Source organism: Prevotella sp. tc2-28, from assembly GCF_900107705.1.
Lineage (GTDB): Bacteria > Bacteroidota > Bacteroidia > Bacteroidales > Bacteroidaceae > Prevotella.
The window spans coordinates 34,936-55,290 of the sequence record NZ_FNRE01000016.1; the positions used below are offsets into that span (position 1 = coordinate 34,936).

Below are 20,355 nucleotides of genomic sequence, written 5' to 3' on the forward strand. Positions count from 1 at the left end.
AAAAGTTTGGTGGTTTCAAAAAAATGCCGTACCTTTGCACTCGCTTTTGAAAAGCAAGGGCGCTTAGCTCAGCTGGTTTAGAGCATCTGCCTTACAAGCAGAGGGTCGGGGGTTCGAATCCCTCAGCGCCCACAAAGAAATGAAGTTCCGAAATTTCCGGAACTTTTTTTTGTTTCAAAAATGCCTCCCCAAACGTTGAGTTAACTCGATGGATTGATCGAGTTAACTCAAACGATGAATCGAGTTAACTCAGCTCAAAAAGCCCGTTAATTTTTTATGGGAATAAATTTTTATATTTCAGAAAAAATCCCTACCTTTGCATCAACACAACAACTAGCATAAAACGAAAACAAAAACAGAAAAGAAAAATGATTTGGAATGAGACTATGGAATGCATGGATCGCGAGCAACTGCGCGACATCCAAAGCATCCGACTGAAGAAGATGGCGGAGTATGTATATCATAACACGCCGTTTTATCGTAAGAAGTTCCAGGAAATGGGGCTGGAACCAGGTGATATCAAGACAATAGACGATATCACTAAGTTGCCGTTTACCAATAAACTCGACTTGCGTGACAACTATCCTTTTGGGTTGGCTGCTGTGCCGATGTCACAAATTGTTCGCATCCATGCCTCGAGTGGTACAACCGGCAAACCCGTTGTTGTGTTATACACCCGAAAAGACCTGGCGATGTGGGCAGAGGCTATTTCGCGCGCCTTTACTGCCTATGGTGCTACGAAGGATGATATCTTCCAGGTAGCCTATGGCTATGGTCTGTTTACTGGTGGTCTGGGCGCACATGACGGTGCCACGAATATCGGTGCCTCTGTTATCCCCATCTCCAGCGGTAATACGCAGAAGCAGATGACGCTCATGCACGACTTTGGTACCACCGTGCTCTGCTGTACACCCAGCTATGGTCTCTTCCTGGGAGAAGCCATGCAGGAGAGCGAGTGGAGCAGAGACGAGTTTAAGTTGAAGATAGGTGCTTTCGGTGCTGAGCCTTGGACAGAAGAGATGCGCAAGAAGTTGGAGCATACCCTGGGTATTAAGGCATACGACATCTATGGCCTGTCAGAGATTGCCGGACCTGGTGTGGGCTTCGAATGTGAACATCAGTGTGGTACGCACCTGAACGAAGATTATTTCTATCCCGAGATATTGAATCCTGAAACGGGAGAGCCGATGCCTGAAGGACAACTCGGTGAGTTAACCTTTACCCATCTCACCAAGGAAGGCATGCCCCTGTTGCGCTATCGTACGCACGACCTGACGGCATTGCACTATGACAAGTGTAAGTGTGGACGCACCTTGGTACGTATGGACCGCATTCTGGGTCGCTGCGACGATATGTTGATTATTCGTGGTGTCAATGTATTCCCATCGCAGATAGAGGATGTCATCCTGAAACAAGAGGAGTTCGAACCACACTTCTTCCTGACTGTCGATCGAGTGAACAATACGGATACCTCCGAGTTGAAGGTGGAGGTGAAGGAAGAGTACTTCACCGACGATATGGCTACGATGGTAGGCTTGCAGAAGAAACTGGAAGGCGAGCTGCGCAGCGTCATCGGATTGGGATTCAAGGTTAAACTGGTTGAACCAAAGGCCATTGAGCGCTCAGAGGGTAAAGCCAAGCGCGTGAACGATAAGCGTAAATTGTAAATAGTTAAATAGTAAATATCATTATGCTAGCAAAACAATTATCTATTTTCTTGGAGAATAAGTCGGGCCGACTGACTGAGGTCACCGACGTGTTGGGTGAGGCAGGTGTCAACCTCTCAGCCATGAGTATTGCCGACAACTCAGACTTTGGTATCCTGCGTTGCATTGTAAGCGATCCGGACAAAGCCTATCAAGTGCTGAAGGCAGCCCATTTCGCCGTAAAGATTACGGATGTCATCGGATTTACCTGTCCGAACATCAGCGGTTCGCTCGCCAAGGTATTGAAACACCTGTCGGAGAATGGCGTGTTTATTGAGTATATGTACTCTTTCGCCAATGGTGATGTGGCTACTGTCGTCATTCGTCCGACTGATCTGGAGGCCTGTGAGCGCATCCTCTCGGAGAAGAAGGTGGAACTGATGGCAGCTAATGACCTGTATAGATTATAGAGGTGAGAGGTAAGAGGTGAGAGGTGAGAAGGTCGACTGTTAAATAGTGCTAACAGGATAAACATTTCTCACCTCTCATTTCACTTTTCTCGTTTATTCTTATTACCTTTGCACTCGCTTTTGAAAAGAAAGGGGCGCTTAGCTCAGCTGGTTTAGAGCATCTGCCTTACAAGCAGAGGGTCGGGGGTTCGAATCCCTCAGCGCCCACTCCATGAGAAGTCCCGAGAGGGACTTTTTTTGTTAAATGAGAGAAAGTATAGCTATATAATAAATAAGGTATAAAAGAAAATGGAACTGGACGCACTAACCGCCATCTCGCCTATTGATGGCCGCTACAGAAACAAAACCGAACAACTGGCAGGATATTTCTCAGAATATGCTTTAATTCGCTATCGCGTTCGTGTGGAGATTGAATACTTCATCACCCTCTGTGAATTGCCTTTGCCTCAACTGGAGAACTTTAACCACGACCTGTTTGAACCGTTGCGCGATATCTATCGCCAGTTCACCGAGCAGGATGCTGCCCGTGTGAAGGAGATAGAGAAGACCACCAACCACGACGTGAAGGCTGTGGAGTATTTCATCAAGGAGAAAATTGATGTGCTAAGCGGTTTCCCCGCAGGCGCAAAGGAATTCATCCATTTTGGACTGACTTCGCAGGATATCAACAATACCAGCGTGCCCTTGAGCATCAAGGAGGCGTTGGAAGAGGTGTATTATCCTATCGTGGAAGAGTTGATTGAACAGCTGAACGACTATGCCGAGCAGTGGAAAAACGTGCCGATGCTGGCCAAGACCCACGGACAGCCAGCTTCTCCTACCCGTCTGGGTAAGGAAGTGATGGTCTATGTCTATCGTTTGGAAGAACAGCTCCGCGGACTGAAGGATACACCTATCACCGCTAAGTTTGGTGGTGCTACAGGTAATTACAATGCACACCATGTGGCTTATCCGCAGTATGACTGGCGTGAGTTCGGAAACAGCTTTGTCAGCGAGAAACTTGGACTGGAGCGTGAACAATGGACTACCCAGATTTCGAACTACGACTGGCTGGGTGCCATCTTCGACGCCATGCGACGTATCAATACCATTATCATCGACCTTGACCGCGACTTCTGGATGTATATCTCTATGGAGTATTTCAAGCAGAAGATCAAGGCCGGCGAGGTAGGAAGCAGTGCGATGCCCCATAAGGTAAACCCCATTGATTTTGAAAATTCTGAGGGGAATATGGGTATGGCTAATGCCATTCTTGGATTTTTGGCACAGAAATTGCCTGTAAGCCGACTGCAGCGCGACTTGACCGACTCTACGGTGTTGCGTAATGTGGGCGTTCCCATGGGTCATGCCCTAATTGCCATCCAGAGCACCTTGAAAGGTCTGCGCAAACTGATACTCAACGAGAATAAGTTGCAAGAAGACCTTGACAATACATGGGCTGTAGTGGCTGAGGCTATCCAAACCATCCTGCGCCGTGAGGCCTATCCACATCCCTATGAGGCTCTGAAGGCTTTGACACGTACCAACCAGAAGATGACGGAGCAGACCATCCACGAGTTCATTCAAGGCTTGGAGGTCAGCGACGAGGTAAAAGAAGAACTGATGGCTATCACGCCAATGAGTTATACAGGAATTTAACTAACTACAAAACAAGATGAGAGCCGTGAGGCGCGGAGAGAATTGAAGAATTAAAAAATTGAAGAATTAAAGAATTGAAAAGTATGGAATTTGAAAACGAACAGAAACACGAGGAGCTGTCATCAGAACAGCAGAACATGAACCACGCTGACGATAACGGTCAGGCACGAAGTGGTTATCAGGGCTATCGCCCCGGACGTTCACCACGTCCGCGTATTCATCAGCCAAAGCCTTATAGTCCCCAAGGAGGCTACAATCGCAGTCAGAATCAGGAGGATGGCGGTTTCCGTCCAGAGGGTTTCGGTGCCGGTTTACAAAGCGGTGCTCCTCAGCGTGGCGGCTATCGTCCCCGTAACAATTATAATAGTGAGGGCGGCTATCAGCCCCGTCCCCGTCAGCAGTATGGCCAGCAACAGCAAGGCTACCGCCCTCGTCCTCAGTATGGTCAGCAGGAAGGCGGCTATCGTCCACGCTATAACCAGCAGGAGGGAGAAGGTGGCTATCAGCCCCGTCCCCGTCAGCAGTATGGCCAGCAACAGCAAGGCTATCGTCCTCGCCAGCAGTATGGTCAGCAGGGCGGTTATCAGCCCCGTCACCAGGGTGGCTATCAGCCCCGTCAGCAGGGTGGTTACCAACAGCGTGGCGGCTATCAGCAGCGCCCCGGCGGTTATCAACAGCGTCCCGGTGGCTATCGTCAGCATACCCCTGGATATGATCCCAATGCAAAGTATAGCTTGAAGAAGCGTATTGAGTACAAGGAGGAGAACTACGATCCTAATGAGCCTATCCGTCTGAACAAGTTCTTGGCAAATGCCGGTGTTTGCAGCCGTCGTGAAGCCGATGAGTTTATCCAGGCAGGTGTGGTTACCGTCAATGGTGAGGTTGTTACTGAACTGGGAACCAAGGTACTGCGTACTGATGAGGTGAAGTTCCACGATCAGCCTGTTACCATGGAGAAGAAGGTTTATGTGCTGTTGAACAAGCCGAAGGACTATGTCACCACAAGCGACGATCCTCAGCAACGTAAGACCGTGATGGACCTGGTTAAGAATGCTTGTCCCGAGCGCATCTACCCTGTAGGTCGTCTAGACCGTAACACTACGGGTGTGCTCCTGCTCACCAACGATGGTGACCTGGCATCTAAGCTGACTCATCCGAAGTTCCTGAAGAAGAAGATTTATCATGTTTATCTTGACAAGAACGTGACGGCTCATGACATGCAACAGATTGCTGAGGGAATCACGCTGGATGACGGTGAGATCAAGGCAGATGCTATTGAGTACGCTGACCCCGTTGACAAGAAGCAGGTAGGCATTGAGATTCACTCTGGTAAGAACCGTATTGTGCGTCGTATCTTCGAGAGCCTGGGCTACAAGGTTACCAAGTTGGATCGTGTCCAGTTTGCCGGCCTGACTAAGAAGAATGTACGTCGTGGTGACTGGCGCTACCTCACAGAAGAAGAGGTTGACCGTCTCCGCATGGGTGCTTATGAATAATTAATAATATGAAAAGAACAAAGATAGTTGATGTACTGAAAAGTACGGAATTTGGAAAAGAAGTCTGCGTGAAGGGTTGGGTGCGTACGCATCGCAGCTCAAAGGCAGTGGATTTCATTGCGCTGAACGACGGTTCAACGATTAAGAATGTACAGGTGGTCGTTGACCCCACGAAGTTTGATGAGCAGTTGCTGAAGGATATCACTACAGGAGCTTGTATCTGTGCTGTCGGTACGCTGGTAGAGAGCCAGGGTGCCGGTCAGGCTTGCGAGATTCAGGCCACCAGTCTGGAGGTTTATGGTCTCTGCGACAATACCTATCCTATGCAGAAGAAGGGACAGTCGTTCGAAGTGATGCGTAAGAATGCCCATATGCGTCTGCGCACCAATACCTTTGGTGCCGTGATGCGCATCCGTCATAACATGGCAATGGCAATCCACACCTATTTCCATGATCATGGCTTCTTCTATTTCCACACACCGCTCATTACTGCTTCTGACTGTGAAGGTGCAGGAAACATGTTCCAGGTAACCACCAAGAATCTCTATGACCTGAAGAAAGACGAGAACGGCAAGATTATCTACGACGACGACTTCTTCGGTGAACAGACCTCGCTGACCGTATCTGGTCAGTTGGAGGGTGAGTTGGGTGCTACGGCTCTGGGAGCTATCTACACCTTCGGACCCACCTTCCGTGCAGAGAACTCCAATACCCCTCGCCACCTGGCTGAGTTCTGGATGGTTGAGCCTGAGGTAGCTTTCTTGGATCAGGAAGAATTGATGGACTTGGAAGAAGACTTTATCAAGTACTGCGTACGCTGGGCCTTGGATAACTGTAAGGACGACCTGCAGTTCCTGAACCAGATGATTGATAAGACACTCATTGCACGTCTGGAGGGCGTACTGAAGGAGACTTTTGTCCGTCTGCCTTACACGGAGGGTATCAATATCCTGCAGGAGGCTATCAAGAATGGTAAGAAGTTTGAGTTCCCCTGCAACTGGGGTGACGACTTGGCCAGTGAGCATGAGCGCTACCTCGTGGAGGAACACTTCAAGAAGCCTGTCATCATGACAGACTATCCTCGTGCCTTCAAGTCGTTCTATATGAAACAGAACCAAGATACTGCCGATGGCGGTTCTGTAGGCTACAAGGGAGCCGTGGCTCCTGGTCCTACGATGCAAGGTACCGATGTGCTGTTCCCGCAGATTGGTGAGATTATCGGAGGATCAGTCCGTGAGGAGAGCTATGACAAACTGATGGGAGAGATTAATCGCCGTGAGATGGACAAGACCCATCTCTGGTGGTATATCGATACCCGCAAGTGGGGTTCATGTCCTCATGCCGGATTCGGACTAGGCTTTGAGCGTCTCATCCTGTTCGTAACAGGTATGCAGAACATCCGCGACGTCATCCCCTTCCCGCGTACTCCGAAATCGGCCGAGTTCTAAACAAGGTCGATTCCGTTATCGGAAATTGTTATCAGTCGGCGGCGGTATAAGTCGCCGACTGCTTTTTTATATACTTTCTTGGAAACCTTGAAACGGTCGGCAATCAGTTCCGACGGACTCTTGTCACCAAGGTCACAATGGCCGTCGTTCTCCTGCAGATAGCGCAGCAATACTTCCGAGAACTCTTCCGTCTGACGACGTCCTGTCGGTTGCAGGGTGATGTCTATCTTGTTGTCTTGTCTGATGTGGTCTACATAAGCCGTCATCCGGTCGCCTGTATGTAACGGCTGGAATATCTGGTCTTCATAGATGAGCCCCTGATAGTGGTTGTCTACAATAGCCTTGAAGCCTAAGTCTGTCTTTTGCCAGATAAGGATGTCTACGGCGTCGCCATGTTTGTAGGGGGGACGGTCTGAATAGAGGTATTTGTCCACTTTTGCAGTAGCAATCAGTCGGTGGCTCTCCTCATCTTCCTTAATATAGACCACGTAATGGTAGCCTTTCTGCATCCGCATCTTCTGTTCGCGGAACGGACAGAACAGGTCTTTCATCAATCCCCAGTTCAGGAATGCACCGTATTCGTTGACCCATGCCACTTCAAGACAGGCGATGTCACCTACCTTTGCCAAGGGGTGAAGCGTGGTAGCAACAAGTTTCTCGTCTTGGTCGAGGTAGATAAATACCTCCAGTTCGTCGCCAATCTTCGCATTCTTTGGCACGTAGCGGGTAGGGAGTAGTATCTCACCGGCATTGCCTCCGTCCAGATAGAGTCCGAAGTCGACGCTCTTGACTATCTTCAATGTGTTGTAATCACCTAGCTTTATCATATAATCAGTCCGTCTTTAAGATGAATAGTACGGTCGGTAATTGATGCCAGTTGCTCATCGTGTGTGACAATGACAAAGGTCTGTCCGAACTGGTCACGAAGGTCGAAGAACAGCTGGTGCAGTTCAGCCTTGTTCTGTGAATCCAGCGAGCCGCTAGGCTCGTCAGCCAGGATGACTGCCGGATTGTTGACCAATGCCCGCGCCACAGCCACACGCTGCTTCTCACCACCCGACAGCTCGTTAGGTTTATGCTGAGCCCGCTGACTGAGGCCCATAAACTGCAGGAGTTCTTCGGCCCGTTGTCTGGCTGCTTTGTTGGAGGCTCCTGCGATATAGGCAGGTATCATGATGTTCTCCAGTGCCGTGAATTCAGGCAACAGCTGATGGAACTGGAACACGAAGCCAATGTGGCGGTTGCGGAAGTCTGAAAGCTTCTTCTGCGAGAGTTGCGTGGTGTCAATGTCGTCAATAAGTACTGAACCAGCGTCTGGCCGGTCCAAGGTACCCATAATCTGTAACAAGGTGGTCTTGCCTGCACCGCTAGGGCCCACGATACTTACCACCTCACCTTTTTCGATGGTGAGGTCAATGCCTTTCAGCACCTCCAAAGAGCCGAAACTCTTCTTGATATTTCTGATTTCTATCATTTCTTATGCTTGTTAATCCATTGCAGGATAGCGTCGTAGATACTGTTCTCCTCCTGGTGTTGTGCTGCCGTGAAGGTCATGCTCTCCTCCTTCTGTGTACCATATTGGTCGGGGAAGATAATCATCAAGTTCTTACCGGCGAAATGCTGCATCAGTTCGTTGGGCAGCCTGTCGAGCGCATTCTTATACGAAATGGTACCTTTACGGGCTGTGATGACCACAAACATGTGGTCCTCGCTGACATTCTCGGCCAGTCGGGGTAATTCGTTCCAATGTGCCATAAAGGTGTATTCCGCTCTGACGCTGGGATGATGGTTGGTGATATATGCTCTGATCAAGTCCATAGACTCGTGGCGTCCATGGAACTGGATACGACAGTCCAGATTCCCTGCCATGCGGCTGATACGCTCCAGCCAACGGTGGAAGCCTGGCTCGAATTCAGCCCTTGAGGGCACCACCACCTGTATCAGGCGCAGCGTGTTCAATGGTTGCACAAATCGTGTCAGCACTATCTGACGGTTCAGTCCATTATAGAGGCTTTGTATGAAGTCACCCCAGAATTTCGGGTTAATCTCCGTGTGGACGTGCATGCCCATGATAATCTCCGAGGTGCCCGACTCGCGGAAGGCATGTTTGATGCCATTGGCAATGTTCGTAGCTAGTCTGACCTGTGTCTGCATGGTGACATCAGCCGAACTGGCTCGCTGTTGCAGACGTTCCAATAGGCGTAGACCTTCTTCGCGATGCTTGGCAGCATTGTTGTCGTCATATACCACGTTCAGGGCTACCAGTTCGCGGTTCAACTTCACGTTGCGCATCATCAGTGCTAATTCCAGCAGTTGTGGTGCAATCTCCGGGTATTTCACGCAGAGAAGTATCTTCTCGTCGTCTGTCTTATTCTTCTCGTTACTTTCATCTAATCGGTCACCTCTTAATATAATCTGCTTAGAGGCGTGTTCCGTCATCATCGTGCTGATGATACAGGTAATCAGAATCATGATAACTACACCGTTCAGCATCTCGTTGTTCACCAGATAGATGCCTGGGCTCACTTCCAGGCGCATTCCCACCATGACCATGGCGATAGCACCGGCAGCATGGGCGCAGGTTAGTCCGAACATCATGTGTCCGGCAGCCTTTGGCAGACGGAACAGTAAACTGGACAGGTAGGCTGCCACCGCTTTGCCGAAAGTGCCGAAGAAGGCTATCAGGGCTACTACGGCCAGCATTCGCTTCCCTTCAAAGAGCGTGCCGACATTAATGAGCATGCCCACACCTATCAGGAAATAGGGGATAAAAAGTGCGTTGCCAATAAACTCGATACGGTTCATCAGCGGTGACACGTGTGGGATGTACCTGTTAAGGATAAGTCCGGAGATGAAGGCTCCCACGATGCCTTCCACGCCAATGGCCTCGGAGCATGCTGCGGAGAGGAACATCACCGACAGGACATAGATGAACTGCATGATGGCATCGCTGTAACGGCGCAGGAAATAGCGCGTCACCTTGGGGATAATCCATATACAGCCTACACAGAATAGGATAAATTTCAATAGGAAGAGCAGCCAGAAGCCGATACCCACGTCTTCTCCGTAAGCTGCTGCTAAGGCTGCCAGCATCAGCAGCGCCATGAATAGCGACAGCATGGACGAGCCCACGCTCAGCATAACGCTGGAGTCGCGCTGCAAACCATAACGCGAGATGATGGGGTAGGCTATCAACGTGTTGGATGCCATGATGCAACCCAATAGGAACGAGGCTGTCGACGAGTAGTCCAGCAGCCACATGGCCATCACGTAAGTCAGGATAAGTGGTATCAGACAGGTCAACAGACCGAAAAGCAGGAAACGCCGGGAGTTCTTCTTCACACTCTCCAGGTCCATCTCCAGTCCGGCCAGGAACATGATGTAGAGCAACCCTACCTTGCCGAACAACTCGAACGAAGAGTCTCGCGTAAGGATGTTCAGTCCGTGTTCACCAATCAGCACACCCGCCAAAACCATGCCGATAATATGTGGAATGCGCAGCTTACCCATGATAATGGGGGCTAGCAGGATAATCAGCAGTACGACGAAGAAGATGAGCGTCGGACTCGTGATGGGGAAATATGTACTTAAAATCAGCATTTCGTCTGCAAAGTTAGCAATTTTCTGAAAATTATTACTAACTTTGCAGCCGGAAATTAAATGATCAAGAAAAATTAGACTTATGAAAGTAGCTATTGTGGGCGCCTCTGGTGCCGTAGGTCAGGAGTTCTTGAGACTCCTCGACGAGAGAAATTTCCCCATGGACGAACTGGTGTTGTTTGGCTCTGAGCGTAGCGCAGGCACAAAGTATACCTTCCGTGGTAAGGAGCTTACTGTGAAGTTGCTCCAACACAACGACGACTTCAAGGACGTTGATATTGCCTTTACCTCTGCAGGTGCAGGCACTTCAAAAGAGTTTGCTGAGACCATTACCAAGTACGGTGCAGTCATGATTGACAACAGTTCTGCTTTCCGTATGGACGCTGATGTGCCCTTGGTCGTTCCTGAGTGTAATGCCGAGGATGCCTTGAATCGCCCCCGTGGCATCATTGCCAATCCGAACTGTACGACCATTATGATGGTTGTCGTGCTCCAGCCGCTGGAGAACATCAGCCACATCAAGCGTATCCACGTCAGCTCTTATCAGAGTGCTTCTGGTGCCGGTGCCGCTGCTATGGCTGAACTGCAGCAGCAGTACAAGGAGATGGTAGAGACCGGTGAGGTGAAGACCATCAAGAAGTTCCCCCACCAGTTGGCTTACAACGTCATTCCGCAGATTGACGTCTTCCAGCCCAACGGTTATACCAAGGAAGAGATGAAGATGTATAACGAGACGCAGAAAATCATGCATACCGATGCCAAGTGCTCAGCTATGTGTGTACGTGTCAGTTCGTTACGTTCTCACTCCGAGAGCGTTTGGATTGAGACCGAGCGTCCTATCAGTGTAGAGGAGGCTCAGAAGGCTATCGCTGCTGCTCCCGGCTGTACATTGGTTGACGATCCTGCCAACCTCGTTTATCCCATGCCGTTGGAGACTGCCGGCAAGGACGATGTCTTCGTAGGACGTGTCCGCAAGGACCTCAGCGATGAGAACGGTCTTACTTTCTGGCTCTCTGGCGACCAGATTCGCAAGGGTGCGGCCTTGAATGCCGTTCAGATTGGTGAGTACCTGATAAAAGTAGGTAATGTGAAATAACCCGGGGTTATTGGTCAATAACCCTGCCTTATCAAACAATAACCCGTCCTTATCGCACAATAAGGGCGGGTTATTTCGTTGGCTGTTGCCTAGAACAGACAACCGATGGCCAATTGTAAGCTAAGACGGTAGTTCCCGTCAGTATACTCATTGGAAGTCGAGGTTGTTCGATAGTTGAAACCACCTCGTGCAAAGGTGTTCAGATGAGTTCCTGGAAATAGGAAACTGTATTTGACTTCTGCTCCGACATGATATTGAGCAGCTGTCAGGTAACGATACTCCTGATACAGCCAACAGTCGGTTGTAGGTGGTGTCTGTTGGTTGTTTGAGGGCATTTGGTAGATGCCGTCTTGATAAGGGGAGCCGCTTCCTTTCTGATAACCGACATTCATTGTTGTTGACAATACTCCCTGATGCAACAGGAAATTTCGTGTGGCAGAAGCATGGATAAACGTCGTTTTGAGCTTCTGGGTCCGATAGTAGGGATACAGAATTCCAGTAACTTTACGTTGCATCCAGTCGACACCAGCCGACAGCATCCAGGTTGGCATTTCTTGTCGAACCTTCAAATAGGCTGTATAGCAGAGACCCAAGTTGGTCCACTTCTTGTCAGCACTCTTCACGGGGTCATAGTACTCGTAGTAGTAGGCTCCAGTGCTATTCGTCAGTTCACGATAGGTCTCATTGTTGTTGATCAGTTTCTCTGTACGAAGTTGTACGTCGAGTCGGTGTATCGTTGAGGCCTGTGCATACTGCAGGGTGCCCTGATAAGCCAGCAGGTCTCTTTCATGATTCGTAAAGGTGATGGTGTAAGGGGACTTGCGTCCGTAATAGCCCGTACCGTGAGCTAAGCTGAACTCGTTATGGAATGACCATTGACTGCTGGGCTTCCAGACTATTTGCAGGCTTCCTCCGTGTTGGTCTTCCACTAACGGCATCTCACGCCCCATCTCCGTGTAACCGGAAGTTCCCAACTGTTCTAGGCGCCCCATGAAGGCAGCATAGGCTATCAGCGACTTATAGACCTTATCTTCCTTTCCGTATTTGCTGAAAGTAATGCTTTCGGTGTTACGGTGGTATTGGTAGTTGACTCCTAAATGAAGTTGGTTCAATACGCGTGCCATTAACCCGATACTCAGACGGAGGTCCATGAGCTTGTTGCTGTGGCGTAAATCCTTGTATTTGGCATAATTGGCTGCCGTATAGTCTACTCGGCCACCCAGGGAGATTCCCTTCCATAGGTCCACACCAATAGCCCCCGTGAGTTGGTAGGTGTCTTGGTGCTTGGTGCCTGTGTTCTCAGTTGTCTCCTCAACGATGTCGAAAGGTTTCCGTGTCGGATTGATAAACGCTGAACCAGCCATGTCACGTCCCGAGAAGTTTTCGTAACTGACTCTTCCGAAAACGACGGTTCGTGAAGAAAGACGTTGAATGGCTTCTGCACTGGCATTGACCTGAAATACCTTTGGAGCCTGCCAGTAATCAATAAGTCCACCATTTTCATAAGCCAGTCCTAATTCTGCTTCTGCTATATTTGTTGACTTATATGTTGTCAGACCTGCCGCATTGCTGCTTGTCAGCCACGGATTGCTTTGCTTCACGAAAGAATAGTCGCGAAGCAATAGAGAATCCTGTGCGCGACAGCATACTGCCGCACACAGGAGTAAGAGGATGTATGTTAGTCTCGTAAAGAACATTTCTGACGTTCGTGGAAGTCTACAGTAGAATTGTTGGTGTCTTTGAAGATGATATGGGCACCCTTTTTCATGGAGGCTTCTGCATCAATACCGCTCGGATCGGTAGAGCTCTCAAAACCTAGTGCATAGTTATATACCAGTTTTCCGGCATTCTCAGCCAGTGCCTCTGTAGCTTCCTTGTCTACGTTGCGGTAGAGAACGTGGCCTTTTTGGTTGGTCAGCCCAACATATCCGGCATCAATATCGCTGGTAAGACGTTTCTTGCTGTCGGCAATCTTAGCAGTCTGATAAACTTCCATACCGTCAAGAATCCATTCGTTCTTTACTTTATGACAAGCGTTGACAGCTCCTGTTCCGCCACCATCATACCAAAGGTCTGCATCTTCAGCAAAAGCAGCGGGAGTCGTGCCGTTGGTCTGGAAAATAATGATAGCAGGGGACGTGTTGCTGAGCGACCATGCGTTACCCAGTCCGATTCTCTTGGCTTTAAGGTAATGAGAGGTAGGAATAACGCTGGGAGTGGGGTACCACGACGAGTTGGTGAATCCGCTCTCAGGGTCATACATAGCATAGTAGTCTGCATTGGCATAGTTGACTGACTGGCTGTAGGTCTGTGTGTTGTCAATAGCACCGGCAACGTTGACGACAACCTGTGAGTAGGGCTTAACGACGAGCTCGCCCTGGAACCACCACATACCATTATAGGCAGGGATGAATCCTTCGCTCTCGTAGGTCAGCTTGCCGTTCTCACCATAGTTCTTGTTATTCGTATGGCCATTGTAAGGTGCTGCATAGGCAATACACAGGTTGCTGAGCGATGCAGTTTCCGATGTGTTGTTGTAAAGGATGATGCACTTGTCCTGCTGGAACGCTCCTGTTCCTTCATCCTTTGGGCATCCGCCGTTATAGACCTCCTTGATGATGACCTGACTGCTGATGGCTTCTTTCAGGACAATCGTGGCTGTTGCTTCCTTGTCAGCGGTAAGGGTGATATTGCTGGCTGTCCCGTTGTAAACAAAACGATAGCCTTCAACGTACCGAGTTTCAGAAACGGTGGCATTATAGACACCGGGAGTTACCGAGAAGGTCGCAACGCCATTGGCATTGGTGGTAGCAGTATAGCTGGAAGTAGAAGTGGTATTGGTCAGTTCTACATCGAAATCCTCCAAATCGTCTACTCCAGAGACCTGTACAGTCAGTTTAACTAGTTTTACAGCATCGTCATCGCTGTCACTGCAAGCTGTCAGGCAAAAGCCTACGACAGCCATCATCATCATAGCAAAATACTTTTTCATTTTCATTCTGTTTTTTGTTTTATAATTTGAGTTTAAGTGATAATCCATAATAGTAGCTGGGAATATAACCGCTGCTGAACAGCGAAGTTTCCAGATCGGTCTGCGAAGCATGCACGGTCCGCATGTTGTTGAAGAAATTGTTGGCATAGAACGACAGGCTGACGTGGTCGCCAATCTCTTTAGTAATGCTTAAATTGGCAGAGTAATAGCCTGACACCTTGTTGGGATTCATGGTATAGGGATAGTTGGAGCGGACGACAAGCTTACTTAGGTCGTTGTAGAGCGCTGGGTCGTTGTCCTTGGCCCACAAGAATTTCTCTGCAAAGGGAATACGTTCGTCAGGATTGTCCCAAGTGGAATAGTATGCTGGATATAGTGCCAGATACTGGTTCTCGCTGCTCCCGTCGTAAGGTGTCCCGAAATAGTCGCCAGCCTGTTTCAGTACAATGCCGCGTGTGCCGTCTTCAAACTCACTCAGCGAGCGCTGATAGTTGTACAAAGAAGTCTCGATGCGTAAGGCGACAATCATTCGTATCTTGGGAATATGCGTGGTCAGTGTGACGTTCAGGTTCATCTTCTTCGATAACGAACCGTTGGCAACGGCAGCATTGGCGCTATATCCTGTGCTGGTAATGTTGGAACCGCGATAATAGCCAATGTAGCTATAAGGCTGATTGCCTGTCATCGTGGAACTGACACCCAGGGGGATGTCGGCAAACAGCACATCGTCTATACCTTTATAATAATAGTAGGTGCCATCCAGTCGGATAGCGGTCCTTAGTGGCTTGATGGGAGCAAAGTCAATCATCCATTCCAGACCATAGCGGTCTACAGCACTGCCATTGATGAACCGGTTGTTGACTGCATAGGTGTTACGTTCCAGATAAGCCAGCTGGATAGGAGTGCCTGCCCCTGTAGCATCGCTAACAGTAACAATGCCCGTCTGCTGGTCAACAGCAAAACGGCGGTTCTCAGTACTGATAGCTATCACGTTCAGCGATGAGGGAGGTGTATACTTATAGGTCATCGGACTGAATACATCCGTTGACATGTAAGGATTATGTGTTCTATGGTGGAAGGCTGATAGTGAGATATGTGTCCCCTTGATAGTCATATCAATACCCAGGTCGGTCTGGTTGGTGTACTGCCAACGCAGGTCGGGGTTGTAAAGAGCTTTCGAGGGGTAGGTGTGGTAGGCATAGTATGATTTGTTGTCGCTTGTCGACGTAGAGGCAAAAGCCAGTCGGTCAGCATACGACGGGGTGGGGTATAGCACCTGGAATGACGGCAACTTGACACTCTTTCCCCAACCGGCATGTATGCTGAGGCTTGTTACCCAGCGTTTATGTTGGTTGCGCCAGAATACATAGCGTCCGTTAAAACGTGGTGACAGACTCCTAACGGTACCATAGTCCGAACCACTGATCATCGTGAGGTCGTTGCGCAGACCAGCAGTCAGTTCCAGGATGGCCCGTTTGGTCGTTGGGATGCTGACTTTCTCCTCTGCATAGAGGGCTAAGTTGTTCAGGGCAGGTAGCTCGTCGTAGCGGTATTCGCGCCAGGTGGGAGCGTAGCGCATGTCATCATAATAGGTGCCTTGTCCGTTGTTCTTATTGCCGGTATAGTCGGCTCCTACCATCAATTTGCTGAGCGCACGACCGAAACGGTGTGTCCAGTCTCCTTTCAGTTTCAGCGACCAGTTAAGTGGTTTCGAGTCGTTGTATCCTTTAACGTACCAGTAGCCAGTAGGTCCTAGGATGATGGACGCATCAGGATTGACTGCATAGTCTTGGGCAATGAAGTAGCCTTCTTCCGTGCTGTGGATATAAGGCTGTGTTGATGCGCTACTGGTATGCGTGTAATTTTCCGATTTACGGTCCGTATAGGTGAAGGAGCCTTTCAGTGACAGGTTCGTGATCCACGACTTGTTTAACAGCCATTGCAAATCAACGTGTCCGCGTAGGGTGTTGTCGCGTACCTTAGCGTAATCATCCAGTTCTTCGTCTGGGTCGGCTTCTGAATTGTAGCCTCCGATGTTGCCGCTGAGCCCGATGTTCAGTGTCAAGGGCATGTGGTCCTTCATAAAGATGTTTATGTAGTTCAGCGAGAGGATGTTCCGCTGATAGGCCGTGTGGGGTGATACGGCATTACTAAACGAGCGTGCATGTTCAAAGGAGGCATTCAATACACCTTTCTGTTCTCCTAAGTCGAAACCTTTGTTTAGGGCTATCTGACGGGTGTGCTGGTTAATCTTTCCTTCAATGATGAAGGGCGATTTGCCTTTGCGAGTGTTTACTTTGACAACACCATTCGACAGGTCACCATACTCAACAGAAGGTATGCCGGTGATAATCTCAATGCTTTCAATGTTTGATGTGCTGATAGTGCGGGTTGATGCAGCCAGTGTCTCACCTGTCTCGGCATTGTTGCTCATACGCACGCCATCCACCTCGACGGCAGTACCGAACGAGGCATTGCCTTTCTCTGATGTCCCGCTGCGAAGTGCTATGCGGCTATCGTCGACAAGCGACGGGTTTGTCGTTTTTCCTCCTGGCAACAAGGCGTTAATATCACTAATATTGAGTATTTGCTGCTGGTCAAGTGTCGAGCGGTTGATGGTATACGAAGTGGTATTTTCGTTCATCTTACGTTTGGCAGTCACCGTCACCTCGTCCAATTTTAAGTTCTCCTCCTTGAGTTTCAGATTCAGGTTTGTGATGCTGTTGTTGATGTTCATCGTCCAGCTACGTTTTTGGTAGCCGAGACACTGAACGGTGATGGTCAACTGACCTTTCCCGACACCCTTGATGGAAAACTGGCCTTTCCCGTCAGTAACGGCCCATTGGCCACTTTCGGCAATCAAGATACTGGCAAATTCTATGGGGTGATTGTTCTTGTCTTCCACCACTTTTCCGGACAGGGTTACCTGAGCCGATACTCGGGTGATGAGCATCAACAAAAATAGTGTCAGAATAGTTCTATTTTTTATCTTCATTTTGAATGTTTCTCTCTTCGCAAGAATTTGACTGCAAAGGTACGCTTTTCCACTCTTCTGCCCAATACCCAAATTTAGGTATTCTTCTTGACGGCCTTGTGGGTTTTGATTATTTTTCGTACTTTTGCACCCAATTTAATCATATAGAATAACAATAGTTATGAAGAAAATTCTTGTAAGTACATTCTTTACATTGGTAGGTCTGTGCACGTTTGCACAGTCGCTTCCTCAGGATCCGGCGGTTCGCGTGGGTCGTTTGGACAACGGGCTGACCTACTATCTGCGCCACAATGCCAAGGAGGCAGGACTGGCCGATTTCTACATTGCCCAGCGTGTGGGGTCTATCTTGGAAGAACCCCGCCAGCGTGGTCTTGCTCACTTCCTGGAGCATATGGCGTTTAATGGAACGAAGCACTTCCCTGGCAAGGATGGTAAGCTGGGTATTGTGCCCTGGTGTGAGACCATCGGCGTTAAGTTCGGTGCCAACCTCAATGCGTATACATCTGTTGACCAGACGGTCTATCACATCGGTTCTGCTCCGTTGAAACGCGAGGGCATCCTCGACTCATGCCTATTGGTGCTTAATGACTGGAGCCATTTCATCCTGTTAGAAGACAAGGAGATAGACAAAGAGCGTGGCGTCATTCACGAGGAGTGGCGTACCCGTCGTGCCGGAATGGCTATGCAGCGACTGATGGAGGATGCTATGCCTGCCATCTACAAAGGCTCCAAGTATGAGGACTGTCTGCCCATCGGTTCGATGGATATCGTCGACCACTTCCCCTATCAGGACTTGCGCGACTACTACCAGAAGTGGTATCGTCCCGACTTGCAGGCTATCGTCGTGGTGGGCGACATTGACGTCAACCAGGTAGAACAGAAAATCAAGACGTTCTTTTCGCAGATTCCCAAGGCGGTGAATCCTGCTGAGCGCATTTATTATCCCGTGCCCGACAATGATAAGATGATTGTCACCATCCAGAAGGATAAGGAGCAACCCATCGTCATGGCACATCTCTACATGAAGCGCGATGCCACTCCTGACAACCAGAAAAACAACGAGCAGTATGTTCGCGCTGACTATGTGGACGATCTCATCAGATCGATGTTGAATGTCCGTCTCAGTGAACTGCGCCAATTGCCTAATCCGCCTTTCATGAGTGCTACAGGACGTGGCGGCACCTTCTTCGTCAGTCGTACCAAGGAGGCTTTCTCACTGTCCGTCAGCTGTAAGCAGGACAACATCCTCGGTGGTCTGGCAACTGCAGTTGCTGAGGCTGAGCGTGTGCGTCAGCATGGCTTTACGAAGGGCGAGCTTGCTCGTGCCAAGAAACTGGCTATGACGGCTGCTGAGCGTCACTATAAGGAACGCAACGACCGTCGCAACTCTTATTTTGTCAACCAATGTGTCAACCACTTCTTGACGGCAGAGCCTTTGACTTCGGAGGAGTTTGACCTGCAGATGACACAGAAGTTGGATCGCGAGGTGACGCTGGATGAGGTGAATCGTGCTGCCCGCGAACTCATCACCGACAAGAATCAGGTTTGTGTGCTCTATGCTCCTGACAAGGAGAGTGTTGCTCTGCCTACGGAGGCTCAGCTGGAGCAGACCGTACTGAAGGCCCAGCAACAGCAGTACGAGCCCTATGTGGAGCAGAAATTGGCTGACCGCCTTATCAGCAAACTGCCTAAGCCCGGTAAGATTGTCAGCGAGAAACCCTATAAGCACGGCTTCACCGAGTTGACACTCTCTAACGGTATGAAAGTCTATGCCCGCACCACTGACTTCACTGCCGATCAGGTGCAGTTCAAGATGAGAGCCGATGGTGGAACGTCGCTCTACGGCGACGAGGACATTCCCAACTTCTCGCTCATCTCAAGCAGCATCACCGATGCCGGTGTGGGTGACTTCGACGCCATGACATTGCGTAAGATGCTGACAGGCAAGGCCGTTCGCGTTTCTCCGTCTGTCGGTTCCCGTGGACAGAGCATCAGTGGCAGTGGTTCTGTGAAGGATATCAAGACGATGTTCGAACTGACCTATCTGTACTTCACCCAGCCGCGTCGTGATACAACGGCATTCAACAGCCTCATCAACCGCACGCGCTCGTTCCTTAGCAATCGCAATGCCTCGCCCAAGGTAGACTACAACGACTCTATTCGAGCCATCCTCTATGGTCATCATCCCCGCTTGGCACCTGTCACACAGCAGGTGATTGACAAGGCTGACTACGACCGCATCTTCCAGATATATAAGGAGCGTTTCAGCGATGCTGCCAACTTCAAGACCGTCATCATCGGTCATGTGTCGCTCGACGAGTTGCGTCCGTTGCTCTGTCAGTATCTGGCCACACTGCCTTCGACGAAAAAACAGGAGCAGACCAACTGGGACAATGTTCCCCGTATTGTGGACGGCGAGTCTACTCATGTGTTCCGCAAACAGCAGGCCACCCCGTTGGCTAATGTCGGCATCTACTATACTGCCGACGTGCCCTTCACACCACAGAGCGACTTGGAACTTGACTTCCTGAAGCGCTGTCTCTCTATTGCCTATACCGACTCAGTGCGTGAGGAGAAGGGTGGCACTTATGGTGTTGGTGTCAATGCCGACCTGGATAAAGACGAGAAACCTAATGCTACGCTGACCATCACCTACAATGCTGACCCCAGCCGCTACAAGGAACTGAATCCCATCATCTACCAGCAACTGAAGAATATTGCTGACAACGGCCCTGTAGCCAGCAGCATGGACAAGGTTAAGCAGTACCTTATCAAACAGTATGCCCAGTTGACCATTGATGACGGCTATTGGGACTATGTCATCTGGCATGAGTTGGATGATGATGCTGACTTCGACAAGGATTACTGCAAGATGGTCGAGGCTATGACACCCCAACAGGTGCAGCAGATGGCTCAGCGTATGCTCAATGCCAAACGCTGTGTCGAGGTTACCATGCTCTCTGGAAAGCCGGAA

General features: G+C 49.6%; 12 protein-coding genes, 2 tRNA genes and 1 pseudogene. 9 read left to right on the plus strand and 6 right to left on the minus strand.

Annotated elements, in window-relative coordinates:
- Positions 1–57 precede the first annotated feature (57 nt).
- The 7 genes from BLU47_RS12810 to asnS all read left to right on the plus strand — a co-directional run bounded on the left by BLU47_RS12810 (position 58) and on the right by asnS (position 6,698).
- A tRNA-Val gene (locus tag BLU47_RS12810) sits at positions 58–132 on the plus strand.
- Positions 133–368: 236 nt separating this feature from the next.
- Positions 369–1,667, plus strand: coding sequence for a phenylacetate--CoA ligase family protein (locus BLU47_RS12815; RefSeq protein ID WP_091963537.1), 1,299 nt, complete (start codon positions 369–371; stop codon positions 1,665–1,667).
- Between the two features lie 23 nt (positions 1,668–1,690).
- Complete coding sequence (locus BLU47_RS12820; protein WP_091963540.1) at positions 1,691–2,116, plus strand: ACT domain-containing protein; 426 nt, start codon at positions 1,691–1,693, stop codon at positions 2,114–2,116.
- 132 nt (positions 2,117–2,248) lie between these two features.
- A tRNA-Val gene (locus BLU47_RS12825) sits at positions 2,249–2,323 on the plus strand.
- Between the two features lie 81 nt (positions 2,324–2,404).
- Positions 2,405–3,754: an adenylosuccinate lyase gene (gene purB / locus BLU47_RS12830; protein ID WP_091963543.1), complete on the plus strand. Its 1,350-nt coding sequence runs from the start codon at positions 2,405–2,407 to the stop codon at positions 3,752–3,754.
- 83 nt (positions 3,755–3,837) lie between these two features.
- Complete coding sequence (locus tag BLU47_RS12835) at positions 3,838–5,250, plus strand: pseudouridine synthase (RefSeq protein WP_091963546.1); 1,413 nt, start codon at positions 3,838–3,840, stop codon at positions 5,248–5,250.
- 8 nt (positions 5,251–5,258) lie between these two features.
- The gene (gene asnS / locus BLU47_RS12840; protein WP_091963564.1) at positions 5,259–6,698 is read left to right on the plus strand and encodes an asparagine--tRNA ligase; all 1,440 of its coding nucleotides are present in this window, start codon (positions 5,259–5,261) and stop codon (positions 6,696–6,698) included.
- Here the strand turns inward: asnS and BLU47_RS12845 are convergent.
- From BLU47_RS12845 to BLU47_RS12855, 3 genes are read right to left on the minus strand one after another with little or no spacing between them, the layout of a single operon-like run.
- The gene (locus BLU47_RS12845) at positions 6,695–7,525 is read right to left on the minus strand and encodes a CvfB family protein (protein WP_091963567.1); all 831 of its coding nucleotides are present in this window, start codon (positions 7,523–7,525) and stop codon (positions 6,695–6,697) included. The two genes, asnS and BLU47_RS12845, sit on opposite strands and share 4 nt — an antisense overlap.
- Entirely contained in the window at positions 7,522–8,172 is a 651-nt protein-coding gene (locus BLU47_RS12850) for an ABC transporter ATP-binding protein (RefSeq protein ID WP_091963570.1), read from the minus strand. Before BLU47_RS12850 ends, BLU47_RS12845 begins: the two co-directional genes overlap by 4 nt.
- Entirely contained in the window at positions 8,169–10,298 is a 2,130-nt protein-coding gene (locus BLU47_RS12855; RefSeq protein WP_091963572.1) for a cation:proton antiporter, read from the minus strand. Before BLU47_RS12855 ends, BLU47_RS12850 begins: the two co-directional genes overlap by 4 nt.
- 82 nt (positions 10,299–10,380) lie before the next feature.
- Here BLU47_RS12855 and BLU47_RS12860 point away from each other — a divergent pair, with 82 nt between their 5' ends.
- Positions 10,381–11,394 carry an aspartate-semialdehyde dehydrogenase gene (locus BLU47_RS12860; RefSeq protein WP_091963576.1) on the plus strand — a complete coding sequence of 338 codons (1,014 nt, stop codon included), beginning with the start codon at positions 10,381–10,383 and terminating at the stop codon, positions 11,392–11,394.
- Between the two features lie 89 nt (positions 11,395–11,483).
- Here the strand turns inward: BLU47_RS12860 and BLU47_RS12865 are convergent, their stop codons facing one another.
- The 3 genes from BLU47_RS12865 to BLU47_RS12875 are packed head-to-tail and all read right to left on the minus strand — an operon-like array spanning position 11,484 to position 17,381.
- Entirely contained in the window at positions 11,484–13,091 is a 1,608-nt protein-coding gene (locus BLU47_RS12865; protein WP_143025574.1) for a DUF6850 family outer membrane beta-barrel protein, read from the minus strand.
- Positions 13,073–14,386, minus strand: coding sequence for a DUF4876 domain-containing protein (locus BLU47_RS12870; protein ID WP_369796987.1), 1,314 nt, complete (start codon positions 14,384–14,386; stop codon positions 13,073–13,075). The genes BLU47_RS12865 and BLU47_RS12870 overlap by 19 nt, the downstream gene beginning before the upstream one ends.
- A gap of 19 nt (positions 14,387–14,405) precedes the next feature.
- Positions 14,406–17,381, minus strand: coding sequence for a TonB-dependent receptor domain-containing protein (locus tag BLU47_RS12875; RefSeq protein ID WP_091963586.1), 2,976 nt, complete (start codon positions 17,379–17,381; stop codon positions 14,406–14,408).
- Positions 17,382–17,541: 160 nt separating this feature from the next.
- Between BLU47_RS12875 and BLU47_RS12880 the strand changes: the two are divergent.
- Positions 17,542–20,343, plus strand: a pseudogene (locus BLU47_RS12880) (M16 family metallopeptidase); the annotation flags it as partial.
- Positions 20,344–20,355: the final 12 nt, after the last annotated feature.

Coding starts and splice junctions, on each gene's coding strand:
- BLU47_RS12815 (WP_091963537.1), top strand. CDS start 369: ATGATTTGGAATGAGACTATGGAATGCATGGATCGCGAGCAACTGCGC.
- BLU47_RS12820 (WP_091963540.1), top strand. CDS start 1,691: ATGCTAGCAAAACAATTATCTATTTTCTTGGAGAATAAGTCGGGCCGA.
- purB (WP_091963543.1), top strand. CDS start 2,405: ATGGAACTGGACGCACTAACCGCCATCTCGCCTATTGATGGCCGCTAC.
- BLU47_RS12835 (WP_091963546.1), top strand. CDS start 3,838: ATGGAATTTGAAAACGAACAGAAACACGAGGAGCTGTCATCAGAACAG.
- asnS (WP_091963564.1), top strand. CDS start 5,259: ATGAAAAGAACAAAGATAGTTGATGTACTGAAAAGTACGGAATTTGGA.
- BLU47_RS12845 (WP_091963567.1), bottom strand. CDS start 7,525: ATGATAAAGCTAGGTGATTACAACACATTGAAGATAGTCAAGAGCGTC.
- BLU47_RS12850 (WP_091963570.1), bottom strand. CDS start 8,172: ATGATAGAAATCAGAAATATCAAGAAGAGTTTCGGCTCTTTGGAGGTG.
- BLU47_RS12855 (WP_091963572.1), bottom strand. CDS start 10,298: ATGCTGATTTTAAGTACATATTTCCCCATCACGAGTCCGACGCTCATC.
- BLU47_RS12860 (WP_091963576.1), top strand. CDS start 10,381: ATGAAAGTAGCTATTGTGGGCGCCTCTGGTGCCGTAGGTCAGGAGTTC.
- BLU47_RS12865 (WP_143025574.1), bottom strand. CDS start 13,091: ATGTTCTTTACGAGACTAACATACATCCTCTTACTCCTGTGTGCGGCA.
- BLU47_RS12870 (WP_369796987.1), bottom strand. CDS start 14,386: ATGAAAAAGTATTTTGCTATGATGATGATGGCTGTCGTAGGCTTTTGC.
- BLU47_RS12875 (WP_091963586.1), bottom strand. CDS start 17,381: ATGAAGATAAAAAATAGAACTATTCTGACACTATTTTTGTTGATGCTC.